A 15423-nucleotide genomic window follows, 5' to 3' on the forward strand; every position below is an offset into this window, starting at 1 on the left:
CTAACGCTAAGGAGGACATATAAGCTAATGGACCATAGCCGGTTATCGCAAGAGATACGCTTGTGGGTGGAAGATCATCGTGAGGAAGCGATTGGATTGATTGCCCAGCTCGTACAAATTCCGAGCGTGAATCACCCGCCGAATGGAGATGAAGCGGAATATCAACGCTATTTGGCCGAATGGATGAAAGAGGAAGGTGCGGAGGTGGATAGTTATGAGCTCGATGAGGTTCCTGGCCTACAGGAGCATCCGGCTTATATGTCTGGCAGAAATTATGTCAACAGACCCAATGTTGTCGGGAGCTTCTTCGGGGGTTCTGGTCGCTCGATTATGTTTTCGGGACATGCTGATACGGTGTACCAAGGCCATGAACCTTGGAACTTTCCACCGTTCTCGGGCAAAGTTCACGATGGCAAATTATACGGTCGCGGTGCGTACGACATGAAGGGGGGGATGGCGGCGGCGCTTATTGCTGTCCGATGTCTGAAGGCTCTGGCTATCCCTATTGGAGGAAAAGTATATATAGAAAGCGTTGTTGACGAAGAGCACGGCGGCGCAAACGGGACATTGGCCGGGAGGCTTCGCGGGCCGCATCCGGACATAGCCATCATCCCCGAGCCTTCCAATCTTAAGTTGTATCCGGCTCACCTGGGTGGAGGTATTTGGAAGGCAACTTTCGAAGGGAAAAGCGGAATCGGATTTAATGGCGAAGAGTTGGTCAGTGCGTTGGAAGCTACGGTGGAATTCGCAAATTTGCTGCGCGCCTTTGGGACATATCGCATGCAACAGCAGCCGAAGCATCCCATGTGGGTTAACGGCAAAGTTCCGGAAGTTACGCTCTTGTCCATCTATTCGGGAGACGCTTCCCGCGAGTTGCAAGAGAAACTGCCCGCAACTGGGGAGATTAACTTCTGGATCGAAGCGTATCCGGGTGTAACGGGCGAGGAGATTATCGCCGACCTATGGTCCTATTATGAAGATCAGCGTCTTAATTACCCCTCGTTGCAGAAATGCCATCCGACTATCAAGCCGCTGATCCGATACTTGAGTGGAAGTGAAATGGCGCAGAACGACAACACCAAAGACTTACTGAAGTTAGCGGCGGAGACGGGCCACAGAGTTCTCGGCCGACCAGTCGGCCCGCCTCAAGGATCACCTTTTGCCTGCGACGGCTTTATATTTAATTTATACAGCGATACTCCCGCCTTAATTCTAGGTCCGGGAGGGGCGAATGCCCACGCAGCGGATGAATACCTCGATCTTGAAGGGTATGAGCAATTGATACATTGGTATGCTGAGTTAATTATCAAATGGTGTGGCTTGCTTCCCGCGAAAGGATGATAAAGGTGATAATTGCGGTTATAGGCATGTTTCATGAAACGAATACATTCGCGCCTGGTTTAACGGATTTGGATGCCTTCAGATCGGAGTGGGTGCAGGAGGACGATGCTTACCTGGAGCGCTATTCTGGAACGCGTACCTCGATGGGCGGTGTCCTGGACGGCTTGCAGGAAGAAGGCGCGAAGATCATCTGTGGCCTGCATACGGGGGCGACGCCAAGCGGATTGGTCATCGGCGGGGCGGCCGAGGCGATCATGGATGCGATCGTCAACTCGGTGGAAGCTTCGGTAGACGGAGTAGTCGCCGTGCTGCACGGAGCTATGGTAGCCCAAGGATATCCGGATATGGAAGGTGAAATTCTCCGGCGTATTCGGGAACGTGTAGGTCCGACTATACCTGTTGCGGCAACATTGGATCTTCACGCCAACATCAGCCGCGAGATGGTATACAACGCAGACATTCTGGTCGGCTTCGATACGTATCCGCACATCGATGCGTATGAGAGAGCGGTTGAAGCGGTGAAGCTGCTTGTCCGTACCGTTCAAGGCGAGATCAGTCCTGTCATGATTTTTTCGCAGCCGGGCATGCTCATCGTTCCACAGATGATGTTGACGGACGAGGATGGGCCAATGAAAGAAATTATGGATCGGGCATTCGATATAGAACGCGACCCTGGTGTGCTGAATGTAACGGTAGCCGGAGGTTTCCCTTACAGTGATGTGCCCGAAGCCGGCGTAGCTTTTATCGTGACTACAAACGGTAATCCCGCACTCGCAGAACACTATGCAGAAGAGCTGAAGCAAATGGCTTGGGAGCGAAGGGATCGGTTCGAATATGCGGGTTATTCCGCAGTGACAGCCATCGACAGAGCAATGGCCATACAAGAAGGACCCGTAATCCTGGTAGAGGGGTCCGACAATGTAGGAGGAGGCTCTCCTGCGGATGCGACACACCTTCTCAGGCATCTTGTCAATCCACCGAAGAAAAGTCTAATCGTCATTTGCGACGCGCAAGCCGCTCTAGAGGCCCATCGCCTTGGCGTAGGCGCAACGTTTCATGGAGCGATCGGGGGCAAGAGCGATAGGCTGCATGGTGATCCCGTTCCCATTCAGGGAACGATCCGAAATTTGACCGACGGCAAGTACACGCATACAGGCCCTTATATGACCGGTCAATGGGCGGGTATGGGGAAAACGGCTGTGATTGAAGTCGGACTGTTGACCATCATATGTACGGAAAAAAGAACGGCTCCATGGGACCCAGGCCACGTCAGCTCAGTTGATCTTCATCCGCAGGACTATCATGTAATCGTCGTGAAATCAGCTATAGCTTGGAAGACGGCGTTCGGAAACATATGCAAAGACATAATTCCTGTAGACACACCAGGTTGCTGCGGTTCCAATTTGCGGAACTTTCAATACGAACAGCTGAGGCGTCCGATTTACCCATTCGATCCACAACCATAGGGAGGGAGTTAGATCATGTTAAAAATAGACCAATCGCTGTCCAAATACGAGCAAGCCAAGAAACACCTTGCAGGAGGTGTTGCCAGCTCGCTGCGCGCTTCTCAAAAACCGACTCCGCTTTATGCAGAGTCCGCCAAGGGTGCCCGCATCCGCGATGTCGATGGAAATGAATATATCGACTATTTGTTGGCATACGGACCTCTTATTCTAGGTCATGCGCATGACGGATTGACGGATGCCATCCTTTCTGCAATGCGCAAAGGTTATACCTACGGCTTGCAGCATGACGGCGAAATCGAACTTGCCAATGTACTGATTGACATTCTTCCCTGCGCGGACAAGGTCGCTTTGAGCGGTTCTGGTACGGAAGCGGTCATGCTGGCGCTGAGGTTGGCCCGTGCTCATACGGGAAAAAGGAAGGTCGTCCGCTTCCACGGTCACTATCACGGTTGGTCAGATTCGATATTCACTTCCTTTCCGGGAGCGGGTTTGGCACAATCGGACAACGACGGGCAGACCGCTGCAGTACCTCCGGGTACGCAAGGTCAAAGCGAGAACAGCTTGGCGGATATTATACTTTTGCCATGGAACGACTTTGCTGCGCTTGAGAATGTATTACGCGTACGGGCACATGAAATCGCAGCGGTCATCTCCGAGCCGGTCATGTGCAATTCGGGATGTATCCAGCCGAAGTCGGGATATTTGGAGCATCTTCGCACCTTGACAAAGGAGCTTGGCATTGTATTCATTCTGGATGAAGTGATTACAGGATTCCGGCTCAGCTTGGGTGGTGCGCACGGACGTTTTGGAATTAAGCCCGATCTGGTGACAATCGGCAAGGCGATGGGTGGAGGAATCGCGATTAGCGCCGTGGGGGGAAGTGCTGAGCTGATGAAGCATATCGATACCGCCGCTGTAAGTCACTTGGGGACGTTGAACGGTAATAGCGTTGCTACTTCAGCCGCACTTGCCACTATCCGTGAGCTGAAATGTGATAACGGAGTCGTCTACGACCGTATGGAGAACTTATTTATCCAACTTTCGGAGGGCATACGTGAGCTGATGCACAAACACAGTATTGCAGGAGTTGTGAATCAGGTTGGCCCCGTGTTCCATATGATGTTTATCGATGTGAAGGAAGTTACCGATTTTGATACGTTCAACCGCAGAGACAGCGGCAAATATGTCAAGTTCGCCGAGCTGATGCTGGAAGAGGGTGTGCTCTTAAGGCCGAATGGACTTTGGTATATATCGGCCGTTCATGAACAGGCTGATATTGAGGCCACGCTGCTGGCGGTTGATCGGGCGTTGTGTAAACTTATCAGTTAGAAGGAGGGTCGCTATGAGATTACTGAATAAGGTAGCGCTTGTTACCGGAAGCTCCCTAGGCATTGGGCGTGCCATTGCCTTGAGATTTGCCCGGGAAGGCGCTAAGGTGGCGGTGATCGGATTAGAAAAAGATATGCTGGATGAGGTGCGCGACCTCATATCTGGGGAAGGCGGCGAAGTTATGACGTTCGAGTCCGATGTCCAATACAAAATCCAGATGGAGAGTGTGTTAGACAGTGTAATCGGAAGATGGGGATGCCTTGATGTGGTGGTAAACAACGCTGGCATCTGCAAGCCTACTCCATTCCTGGACATTACCGAAGAGGAATGGGACCGTCACATGAACATCAATCTCAAGGCCACTTTCCTAGTATCCCAGCTTGCAGCAAGACAAATGGTACGTCAGGGCCGGGGAGGCTCGATTATACAGATGTCAAGCGTTAACGGCCTTGCCGCAGAAGCAGATCAAGCTCACTACAACACTACCAAGGGCGGCATCAATCTTCTGATGATGTCGATGGCGCTTGAGCTGGCCAAGGACAAAATCCGTGTCAACTCGTTATGCCCCGGTTTCATCGAAACTCGGCTGACAAAGCCGCTTCTTGACAATCCTCAGGCAATCGGGGAATACTTAAAGACGATTCCCATGCAGGAGGTCGGCCAACCGGAGGATATCGCGAATGCGGCACTCTATTTGGCCAGCGACGAGTCCCGTTATATGACAGGTCACTGCATGGTCGTCGACGGCGGACAGTTGAGCAGGTTATCTTAATCGCTTTCCGCAATTCGTACAATAAGGTGGAATAGTTATGGAGCCAATCAAACCGGATAAATCCGATAATGCAAAAGATAAACAGGACCGATATGCGATTCACTCCGTTGAGAAGGCGCTGGATGTCGTTGAGGCGCTATCTGAGCATGATTCTCTAAGCCTGATCGAACTCGTGGAACTGGTGAAGCAACCCAAGTCCTCTCTATACCGCATTATTCTTACATTGGAAAAAAGGGGGTTTCTCAGCCGCAGCGACGAGGACGGGAAATATTGCCTGGGTTACAAGCAACTGGTCATTACGAAGAACCTGCTGGAGCGAAGCTCACTGCGCACTGCGGCATTAACGGAGATGAATAAACTGGTCGAAACACATGGAGATACGGTCAATCTGTGCGTGCTTTCGGAGGGCGAAGTACTATATATGGAAATCATCGAGGGCACCTATGCGCTTCGTATGACGGATAAAGTAGGCTCTAAAGCCCCTTTTCACGCTACGGCAACAGGAAAAATGATCACATCGCATCTCCCAGAACTAGAGACTAAACAGATGATCGCCCAATTTGGACTACCTGCTTATACGCCCTTTACCATTCAGGATGAAACGCAATTGCTGCGTGAACTGGCCTCGATTAAAGAGTCTGGTTACGCGGTGGATCGCGAAGAAATCGTACAAGGTGCACGCTGTATCGCCGCACCGATCTTTAATATGTTTGGACGGATCGAAGGGGCAATTAGCCTCTCGGGTGCGAAGCACCGGTTTCCGGATGAGGAGTTGGAGCACATTGCGCGGTATATCCAAGAGGCAGCGAAACGTATTTCTCAGAAACTCGGCTATGTCTAAAAGAGGGGGTGTACCTTGGAGCTCATAACCGACATTCGAGCAGCGCTTGGGGAAGGTCCTTCATGGGATGGTAACAGGCAAGTCCTCTATTGGGTGGATATATTAGGTAAAAGATTTTATGAATTCAACCCATCGGATGGTAAGCTGAATGAATATCAATCCGACCAACTGTTGGGTGCCGTAGTTCCAAGACAATCGGGTGGATTCATCTTAGCGATGCAGCACGGCTTCTATAGCTTTAGGCCAGAGACGAATGAATGGCTTTCCATTCATGACCCGGAAGCTCGTAAGCTGGATAACCGGTTCAACGACGGCAAATGCGACCCAGTAGGAAGATTCTGGGCGGGTACGCTATCGTTGACGGGGAAACCCCGGGACTGCGCCCTTTATCGAATGGATCCGGATTTGAGTATTACGAAGGTTTTGGAGGGGATCAGCTTATCCAACGGTATGGGCTGGAGTCCGGAAGGTACAACGATGTATTTCATTGACACACCCACTTATTCCGTTGCAGCTTTTGTCTATGATTTGGCTAGCGGTTCGATCAGCGGTAAGCGTCTGCTGATTGACATTCCAAGAACAGCTGGAGCGCCTGACGGTATGACCGTTGATGAAGAAGGGATGTTATGGATCGCTCATTGGGGCGGGTATCAGGTGACTCGTTGGAACCCGCGTACCGGAAAGATGTTGCAAAGTCTATCCGTGCCGGCTCCTCATGTAACCTCATGCGTATTTGGCGGTAAGAATCGCAATGAGCTCTATATTACGACGGCAAGAGAGTGGTTAAGTGAGGAATTATTACGTCAATATCCATTGTCAGGCGGTCTATTCAGAGTGAAATTGGATATTTGCGGAGCCGAATCGTATTCCTTTATCGGGTGATCAACCAAATTGAATAAAGCTAGGGGATGACGGAGAAGAGATTGTTTACTTTTTGGGATGGGGACAAATATGCATTAGGAGTCATAACGAAGCAAGGCTCCCTGCACGTCGAGAGTACTGGGGAAAGTCATGGACTTGATTCTACGGATATCATGGCGATTATTAAAGAGGGAGTAGAGGCCGTGAGCCGTTTGCGGCAGTGGGTCGAGAGCTTGGACAACCCGAGATGGCTAGACGAGAGCGCGCTCAAATATGGTCCTTGCGTTACCGAGCCGGGTAAGATATAGGTGTAGGTCTGAATTATCGTAAGCACGCGAGGAAACGAATGCCGCTATTCCGACGAGTCCGATCTTGTTTAACAAATTCAGCAATGCATTGTCGGGTCACGGTGAGCGAATCATCATCCCGTTAGAGACGGAAAAGCTCGATTACGAAGCGGAATTGGCCATAGTTATCGGCAAGCGGGCCAAGGACGTATCCAAGGAAGAGGCGCTTGGTTATGTGTTTGGTTATTGTCCCGCAATGACCTGTCAGCGCTGGATTTGCAGCTTAAAACTTCACAATGGTTATTAGGCAAGTCTTGCGATGGATTTTGCCCGCTAGGTCCTTATGTGACTACGGCGGATGAAGTTGGCGATCTGAACCAATTGGCGATCACTTCAATTGTGAATGGCGAGGTGCGTCAAAATTCGCATACGTCCGATATGATTTTTCATTGTAATGAGATTATTAGCTACATTTCTCACCATATGACCTTGGAGCCTGGGGATGTTATTTTGACAGGAACACCTGAGGGTGTTGTACTGGGGTTTCCGCCTGAGCGGCAGATCTACCTCAAAGAGGGGGACAGTGTTACAGTGGAGATTGAGAATCTCGGTGCGATAACCAACAGTTTTATTAAGGACAATAGCTTTGTTTCAATGAAAAGTCAGACATAAAGGGAAACCTCCTTTTAATTGTAGGCAATCGCTGTCCCAGTTTGGTCTTGGGCATAATCCGGAATATGATCACAAATGACAAAGATGTTCCTACGTAACTTATTTCGTAAAAGCTTGAGAAATCAGGCTTTTTTAGTGAAAATGAAGACGGAAGACGGATGATATTCCAACTCCTCGAAATGTGTTTGCCTAGATTTGGGTGCTTGTGAAAGGCAAAAAGACCCTCCACATGTTGTTTTTGGAAGGTTATACTAATAATATTCAGTTTGGATAACCTGAACGGTTTTTTGTTTCTAATGAGGGCATAAAGCCAATGAACAAGCTTATTTGCACAAGCTACTAGTGCAACTTTGTGAGGCTTTCTTTCGAATCTTTTTTGGTCGTAAAACTCTCAAAGGCAAATAGATGTAGTTCGAAGTCAACAATGCAGGTTCGTTAAAAGTAGCTCTTAGTAGAATTGGGAAACGGATGGTATCTCAAGTTATGGCGTTTAATGAGTTGTTCTCAGTAGGACCAATATCTGACTTGGATACAACAACTGGCTAGAAAAATAGGCTATTTAGGATGATGGAACGCGATAGGGATTTCAGATATGGTCAACATATAAACAGAGAGCATCAGCTTGTGAATATTGTAAATGCTATAAAAAGCATTCCTGAAAGTAAGATTATCGTCATTTGGTGCGCGGATAATGCCCATGATCAGACAGGCTTACGCTTTACATTGCATTTGTTGAGAGAAAGAGAACAGCAGATTAATGTTGTTAACATGTCGGAGGTACCGTGTTTTACTTGATGGCGACCAAGTCTGAGAAAGGAGCTGATTTCTGATGAATCCCATCATGAGATGGTTACGTTTCCCTGGAAAACTGTTCTTTCTGGGCATTGTGCTGATAATCATGGTATTTCCGCTCTACTGGATTTTCATCACTTCACTCAAGCCGTCCAAAGAAATTTTTAAGCTGCCCCTGCAATATTGGCCGTCAACGATATCATTCGAAAACTATATTAATATCTTCAAAATCTCCAATTTTCATATTTATATCTTTAATAGTTTAATCGTTTCTCTCGCTTCTGCATTCACGGTGCTTCTCATTACGACGCTCAGTGCTTATGTATTGGCTCGTCATAAATTTAAGGGAGGCCCGCAAATTCGATAAAGAATTGGCTAAGAAGATTCCAGTTGCTATGAACGGCTTTATCACCAAGTTTAATATTGATTGGGGCCCCATGTCTGCGGGAGCCGTGTTATCTGTTATTCCTACGATTATTATTTTCGCGTTTTGTCAGCGATTCATTGTCGAAGGATTAACACAAGGGCCGAAAAAGGCTAATTTATACATAGAATCATAGATCATAGAAGCTTTTAGGAGAAGGTGGAGGAAAATATGCAAGAGATTCAGACAAACAGCAAGGAGACCATCGTCACGCATGATATGCATGATGGGCGACATTACGGTGCGGTCACGCATCCGATTTATCAGAACAGCTTGTTCACGTTTGAAACGCATGAAGAATTGGAAGAGGCGCTTGCCTTTGAAGTGAGTAGTATAATTTATACTCGCGGCAACAATCCGACGGTTCGTGCATTGGAAGAGCGTTTGGCGGAGCTGGAAGGCGGAGAGGAAGCGAGATGCTTTGCCTCAGGAATGGCAGCGATTTCGGCTGCGGTTCTGTCAACGGTACAAGCGGGCGACCATATCGTGTGCGTGGATGGCTGTTACGGTCCAGCCAGAAGACTGATGGAAGAATATCTGGTGAAATTTCAAATTGACACTACATTTGTTGATGGTAAAGATCTGTTGGAAGCTCAGAATGCCGTACGTCCGAACACCCGCTTAATTTATTTGGAGAGCCCGACGAGCATGTTATTTGAACTTCAGGATTTGGAGCAATTCGCAGCGCTTGCAAAAAAGATTGGAGCAAAGACAATTATTGACGGTTCTTGGGCGAGCCCTTGCTTCCAAAGCCCGCTGTCTCATGGAATTGATATGGTTGTACACTCCATGACTAAGTATATTTCCGGTCATAGCGATTTGATCGGCGGGGTCGTAATTGGCGCAAAACAGCATCTGGATCAACTGTTCCGTCAGGAATTCCAGCTATTCGGCGGCATCCTTCATCCGCAAAGCGCCAATTTGTTTATGCGCGGCTTGCGTACCTTACCACTCAGGATGCATAAACTTCAAGAAAATGGATTGAAGGTTGCTCATTACTTGGAAAATCAATCTTTTATCATAAAAATGAACCATCCCGGTTTAAAAAGCCATCCCCAGCATGAGCTGTATCGTTCGCAAATGTCGGGTAGTGGAAGTCTTTTTTCTTTCGAAACCCATATCCCGATGGAGAGCATGCGGTGTTGGGCGAATCAGCTGCAGTACTTCCGCAAGGGCATTAGCTGGGGCGGCTTCGAGAGCTTGGTGTACATGCGTAATCAGCCCGATAATAGGGTAATCGTTCGATTGTACGTGGGCCTTGAGGAGCCCGATGATCTCATCAATGATTTGAAGCAAGCGTTTGCTTCTATTGAAGCTTGATACTGAACACAATTCAGAACTAGAAAGGGGCAATCCCTTGGTCATGAAAGATGACTGAGGAATTGCCCCTTTTCCATAGATAAGGATGAATGATCAACGGGATACTTGGCGCTCTCCTTGCCCTGCGAACTTGGCAGGCTTGCATCATGAACATTTTTTCGTCTTCTATATCAATTTTCATCGAAAATCGGTAGGAAGAGGGGGCATCGACATAAATTCCTTTGAGCGATCCCCGGCGCGGCCACCGCAAGACACTTCTTGCGCCATGCTATGACGTTCGTCTTCTACGTGAATAATCTATATGAGATAACAAGCTGGCTATTGACGAAACGAAAGATCCCTCCTGCAGAGTTGCTGCCGGACTTTTGGTTGAAATGGATTCGTTATCGCACGCTGAGCAGGGTAAGGGAGGTCCTTCCATTTGAGTTTGTTGAACTGCTTCGGAGATATGACTATTTTTCTACCTATAAAAATCACGTAATGAGCGAGAAGAATGCAGGTTCAAACTTTACTTTTTGGTATAGCCGAGAGGATTTACTTGGTGGTGTGAGAGGTCGGCTACTCAAATAATGAGTAGCCTCCTACTCGATAAATCTCAGAAACGTTAAACTCCGCTGATTGTTCGATTTCTCGGTAAATTCCCGATTTGTCACAAGAATCCATTCTAATTGCCGCGCCAATCGTCATATTTTTGCATTCGCCGCTAATACCGGTTTTTCTTGCGGAATTCGAAAGGACTTATGCCCATCGCCTTGCGGAACACCCGGCTGAGATAAAAGCCATTCTCGTAGCCGCATTTTCCGGCTATAACATCGAGCGTCCACTCCGTTGTCAGCAGCAGTCTGCATGCCTGCTTTACCCGAAACGACGTTAAATATTGCAAAGGGTTGACGCCGTAGCCGTTTTTGAATCTGCGGATCAGCTGCACGGGAGTCATGCCGAACTGATGCGCGACATCCCGGATTTCGATCGTTTCATGGGCATGGTGAATCAAATATATCGCGACATCGCGAATGAGTTCGTCATGTTTCAGTAAAGGCTCGGTATCGGGGGATTCCATCGCCTGCTGCGCGATCATCAGCCATATATCCGCCAAATAGTGCTGCTTCAGCTTTTGATTATCGGAGCTAAAGGATATCTGCTGATCCGCCTGCCTTAAGCTAGTGTAGTTTTCGGACAATCGCCGGATCTGCGGCAGCTTTATTTTTCGTTGAGCCAAAAGAGGCATAAGTTGCTGCGGTTCTCCTTCGGGGAGGGTGAACGTAACCGAATGAAAGCTTAAGGGCGTCAGCACGTTTCGATGAAAATCAATTTGGGGCGGGCATACGACCACGTCTCCGAACTCGGCCACTCCGTAATTATCTCCTATTTGGTATTCAAACCTTCCTTCCTCCACCGCAAAAAGGACCCAAGTCACATAGGTATCCGTTTCCATTAAGAATTTTACTTTTTTGAGCCAGTACATATGATAGGCGTTTTCCGGAAAGCCTGCGGGCATCTCGCTTCACCTCGTCGGACGTGAAATTTTGGATATGAAAAATAGTAATTTTATGAATTCAAATGTGTAATGAAAGATCGTAGTATGTAATTAAAGATATCATAGAATGCAGAGGAGTCAATGGATGATGGGGAAGACTGATACGAAAATGTTGGATACGGACATTTTGATCGCAGGCGGAGGAATGACGGGGGTAGCTGCTGCATTGGCTGCGGCTCGTAACGGAGCCCGGGTAATTTTATGCCAGGACCGTTCCGTTCTTGGCGGGAACGCCTCGTCGGAGATTCGCATGAATATATCCGGCTCATCCACAATCGGGAAGGAATTGGAGACGGAGCGCAGGGAAAGCGGCATAATCGAAGAAATCGTGCTTGAATGCTCGGTCAGAAATCCGCAGCGGAGCGCGAGTATGCTGGACTTGATCTTATATGAGAAATGCCGCGCCGAACCGAATTTGAGGCTGCTGCTGAATACGACGGTTATCGCAGCCGATGTCGAAGACTCCCGTATTTGTTCCGCTTATGCGGTGAGAGAAAGCACGGAGGAAAGCTTTACGATTCGGGCCGACATATTCGTGGATTGTACGGGCGACGGCAGGCTGGGGTTTGAAGCAGGGGCCGCTTTAACGACCGGCCGGGAAGCGATTGTAGAATATAACGAGTCAGGCGCAAGTTTGAATAGGGACGCTTATCGTCTCGGATCCTCTCTTTTGTTCACATCGAAGGACATGGGGCGTCCGATGCCGTTTACCCCGCCGAAATGGGCCCGCAAGTTTACGGAGGAAGATTTGAAGTTTAGAAACCACGACACCTGGGAGTTCGGATATTGGTGGGTGGAATTCGGCGGCACGCTGGATACGATCAAGGATAACGAGCATATCCGGGACGAACTGCTTGCGATCATGCTTGGGGTGTGGGATCACATCAAAAATAGCGGCAATCACCCCGATTCCGAAAATTGGGCGCTGGATTGGTTCGGCTTTCTTCCGGGCAAAAGAGAGTCCAGACGATTTATCGGTGAGCACGTGCTGACCCAAAACAATATTCAGCAGGCCATCGACTTTGATGATGTGATCGCTTACGGTGGTTGGTCGATGGATACCCATCCGCCCCAAGGCATCGATGCGAAAGACGAGGAGCCGTGCAATCAGCCGTTTACGCCTTATCTGTACGGCATTCCGCTGCGTTCGATGATTAGCAGGAACATTTCGAATTTGATGTTCGCCGGCCGCAATTTATCGGCAACCCATATCGCTTTCTCCAGCACCAGGGTCATGGCGACATGCGCGGTCATGGGGGAAGGGCTTGGAACGTTCGCGGCAACGGCGGTGAAGCGCAAGCTTCCGCTGGGACAAGCGTGGCGCCAAAGCGTTGTCGTGAAGGAGGCTCAGCAGCAATTACTTCGGCAGGGAGCTTTTTTGCCCGGCATGATGCTGGAAGGAAATCTCGCGAAGCTTGCCCGGATTTCCGCTTCGTCCGAGCAAAAGCAAGGAACATGCAGTAATATTGTGGACGGGCATACTCGCGCTGTCCATGGGGAGAAGGGGGTACGACCCGACTTGACGACGGCCGGCACGCATCGCTGGATGTCGGATCCGGGAGACCGCAGTCCTTGGCTGGAGCTGGAGTGGGAGGATCCGGTAACGGTTTCCCGGATTACGATCGTTCTGGATACCGGTCTTCACCGTTTGCTCATGCTATGCCATTTGGACGTGATTCAAAAGTATATGCAGTGGGGGCGGCCGCAAGCCGAAACGCTGAAGGAGTTTAAGCTGATCGCGCATGACGAACGAGGGAGGATGGAAATCGCACATATAAAAGACAATTTTCAACGCATGATCCATCTGCCGGTAACGCTGAAAAATCTGAAGACGCTCCGGCTGGAGGTAATCTCTACGAACGGTTTGGACCATGCGCGAGTGGTTGAAATCGTTTGCGAGTAACTCCGCTTGCGATAGCGTCCTCTGAAGGAGAATGGGATGAATAACAGCAAAGTCAGTCCTGTCTGGCTATATATGAGAAAAAACAAGTGGTTGTATTTTTTACTGATACCGGGGTTTGTATATCTGTTTATTTTCAAGTACATTCCGATGTTCGGCATCGTCATAGCATTCCAGGATTTCAATTTGCTGAAAGGCATATCGGGAAGCGAATGGATCGGCTTCGAAAATTTCCGATATCTTTTTCAGTCGGACGATTTCTTCACGATTTTACGAAATTCGTTACTCATCAGCTTTTATCAGGTCCTATTCGGATTTCCCGCGCCGATCATGCTGGCCATTCTGCTGAACGAAATTCGGAATCTGCTGTTCAAAAGAGTCGCCCAAACGGTGCTGTATTTGCCGCACTTCATTTCGTGGGTAGTCATATCCGGCATCATTATCAACATGTTGTCCCCGTCGTCGGGCTGGGTCAACCGGCTGATCGTCGATTTCGGCGGAGAGCCGATTCATTTTCTGCTTAAGCCCGAATATTTCCGGACGATACTGGTTTCCGCGGAAATATGGAAGGAGCTCGGATGGGGAACGATTATTTACCTGGCCGCGCTTACGTCCGTGGACCCGTCCCTCTATGAATCGGCAACGATCGACGGGGCCAACCGGGTGCAAAAAATATGGTATATTTCGCTTCCCAGCATAGCGACCACGATCGTCATCATTTTGGTCTTGCGGGTCGGCAGCGTTTTGGATATCGGCTTCGAGCAAATTTTCTTGCTGTACAATCCGGCTACCTACAAAGTAGCGGATGTTTTTGAAACCTACACGTATCGGGTCGGTTTATTGGAAGGAAGGCTCTCTTTTACGGCTGCCGTCGGCTTGTTCAAATCGGTAGTCGGACTGGTTATGATCGTGCTGGCCAACCGGATTGCGCGCCTATTCGGAAAGTCATTGTGGTAGGAGGTGAAGAGGAATATGCACAAGAGAATCGAGCTTTTTGACATCGCCATCTATCTAATCGTGTCATTGATTTGCGTGGTCATGCTATACCCGCTGCTGAATGTCGCCGCGGTTTCGATCAGCTCGCACAGCGCTTATATACAAAACCCGATGCGCATATGGCCGAGCGAAATATCGTTCGACGCCTACAAGGATATCCTTTCGCATCCCGTTCTTGCCAGAAGCTATCTCAATACGTTTATTGTTACCGTCAGCGGCGTGGCGTTAGGCATCTTTCTGTACATCATTACGGCGTATCCGCTCTCCAAAACGCATCTGAAAGGCAGATCGATTCTGATCAATTTGGTCATTTTCACGATGCTGTTCAACGGCGGACTCATTCCGAACTTTTATTTGATTCGTTCGCTCGGCATGCTGGATACGCTGGCAGCACTTGTATTTCCCGGTTTGTTCTCCGCGTTCAGCTTAATCCTGATGGTCAATTTCATGCAGAACATTCCGGAGGAGCTGGAGGAAGCCGCCAAAATGGACGGAGCCTCCGAGCCGTACATTTTGTTCAAAATCGTCGTTCCGCTCTCCATGCCGATTATCGCCACATTGACGCTGTTCGCGGCGGTGGGCTATTGGAACAGCTTTTTCTCGGCGATCATCTACATCCGAAGCGTGGAAAACTGGCCGTTGATGCTGTTTTTGCGGGAGGTCATAGTAGGCGCCCAAATGATGCAAATTTCTGCGGGAGGCAACAGCGCCGAGATCGGCAATATGAACGTCATGCCGGAGAAGCTGAAATACGCGACGATCATGATCGTCATGCTTCCGATTTTGTCGGTATACCCGTTTCTGCAACGGTTTTTCGTCAAAGGAATTATGCTGGGGTCCGTAAAAGGTTGATCCAAATGGCCCTTGTCATAGATAAACATTCAA

At 49.0% G+C, this 15423-nt stretch carries 12 protein-coding genes and 2 pseudogenes; 13 read left to right on the forward strand and 1 reads right to left on the reverse strand.

Annotated features, from left to right (window positions below; translation table 11 throughout):
• Window positions 1-27 precede the first annotated feature (27 nt).
• From L6I86_RS18255 to L6I86_RS18295, 10 genes and pseudogenes are all read left to right on the forward strand, one after another.
• Complete coding sequence (locus tag L6I86_RS18255) at window positions 28-1341, forward strand: M20 family metallopeptidase (RefSeq protein ID WP_236289356.1); 1314 nt, start codon at window positions 28-30, stop codon at window positions 1339-1341.
• Window positions 1338-2807, forward strand: coding sequence for a M81 family metallopeptidase (locus L6I86_RS18260; RefSeq protein WP_236289358.1), 1470 nt, complete (start codon window positions 1338-1340; stop codon window positions 2805-2807). The genes L6I86_RS18255 and L6I86_RS18260 overlap by 4 nt, the downstream gene beginning before the upstream one ends.
• Window positions 2808-2822: 15 nt before the next feature.
• Window positions 2823-4136: an aspartate aminotransferase family protein gene (locus L6I86_RS18265; protein ID WP_236289360.1), complete on the forward strand. Its 1314-nt coding sequence runs from the start codon at window positions 2823-2825 to the stop codon at window positions 4134-4136.
• Between the two features lie 13 nt (window positions 4137-4149).
• Window positions 4150-4908 (forward strand): SDR family NAD(P)-dependent oxidoreductase, encoded by a 759-nt coding sequence (locus tag L6I86_RS18270; RefSeq protein ID WP_236289361.1) that lies wholly within the window; start codon window positions 4150-4152, stop codon window positions 4906-4908.
• A gap of 37 nt (window positions 4909-4945) precedes the next feature.
• Window positions 4946-5749 (forward strand): IclR family transcriptional regulator, encoded by an 804-nt coding sequence (locus L6I86_RS18275; protein ID WP_236289363.1) that lies wholly within the window; start codon window positions 4946-4948, stop codon window positions 5747-5749.
• Window positions 5750-5764: 15 nt separating this feature from the next.
• Window positions 5765-6631 (forward strand): SMP-30/gluconolactonase/LRE family protein, encoded by an 867-nt coding sequence (locus L6I86_RS18280; protein WP_236289365.1) that lies wholly within the window; start codon window positions 5765-5767, stop codon window positions 6629-6631.
• Window positions 6632-6657: 26 nt separating this feature from the next.
• A pseudogene (locus tag L6I86_RS18285) lies at window positions 6658-7569 on the forward strand (fumarylacetoacetate hydrolase family protein).
• Between the two features lie 432 nt (window positions 7570-8001).
• Window positions 8002-8364, forward strand: a pseudogene (locus L6I86_RS35930) (DUF1835 domain-containing protein); the annotation flags it as partial.
• Window positions 8365-8398: 34 nt separating this feature from the next.
• A complete protein-coding gene (locus tag L6I86_RS18290) occupies window positions 8399-8728 on the forward strand; it encodes an ABC transporter permease family protein (protein WP_236289367.1) in 330 nt (109 codons plus the stop codon).
• Window positions 8729-8956: 228 nt separating this feature from the next.
• On the forward strand, window positions 8957-10105 hold the full coding sequence (locus L6I86_RS18295; protein ID WP_236289369.1) for a trans-sulfuration enzyme family protein: 1149 nt from the start codon (window positions 8957-8959) through the stop codon (window positions 10103-10105).
• 703 nt (window positions 10106-10808) lie between these two features.
• Here L6I86_RS18295 and L6I86_RS18300 read toward each other — a convergent pair.
• Entirely contained in the window at window positions 10809-11603 is a 795-nt protein-coding gene (locus L6I86_RS18300; RefSeq protein WP_236289371.1) for a helix-turn-helix domain-containing protein, read from the reverse strand.
• 127 nt (window positions 11604-11730) lie between these two features.
• On the opposite strand from L6I86_RS18300, the gene L6I86_RS18305 reads away from it, so the two are divergent.
• Genes L6I86_RS18305 through L6I86_RS18315 form a run of 3 tightly spaced genes read left to right on the forward strand, consistent with a single transcriptional unit; the run spans window position 11731 to window position 15390 of the window.
• Window positions 11731-13545, forward strand: coding sequence for an FAD-dependent oxidoreductase (locus tag L6I86_RS18305; RefSeq protein ID WP_236289373.1), 1815 nt, complete (start codon window positions 11731-11733; stop codon window positions 13543-13545).
• Window positions 13546-13581: 36 nt separating this feature from the next.
• Window positions 13582-14499, forward strand: coding sequence for an ABC transporter permease (locus L6I86_RS18310; protein WP_236289375.1), 918 nt, complete (start codon window positions 13582-13584; stop codon window positions 14497-14499).
• 15 nt (window positions 14500-14514) lie between these two features.
• The gene (locus tag L6I86_RS18315) at window positions 14515-15390 is read left to right on the forward strand and encodes a carbohydrate ABC transporter permease (RefSeq protein WP_056620572.1); all 876 of its coding nucleotides are present in this window, start codon (window positions 14515-14517) and stop codon (window positions 15388-15390) included.
• Window positions 15391-15423: the final 33 nt, after the last annotated feature.

Origin of the sequence: Paenibacillus allorhizoplanae (genome assembly GCF_927798215.1) — a bacterium.
Taxonomy (GTDB): domain Bacteria; phylum Bacillota; class Bacilli; order Paenibacillales; family NBRC-103111; genus Paenibacillus_E; species Paenibacillus_E allorhizoplanae.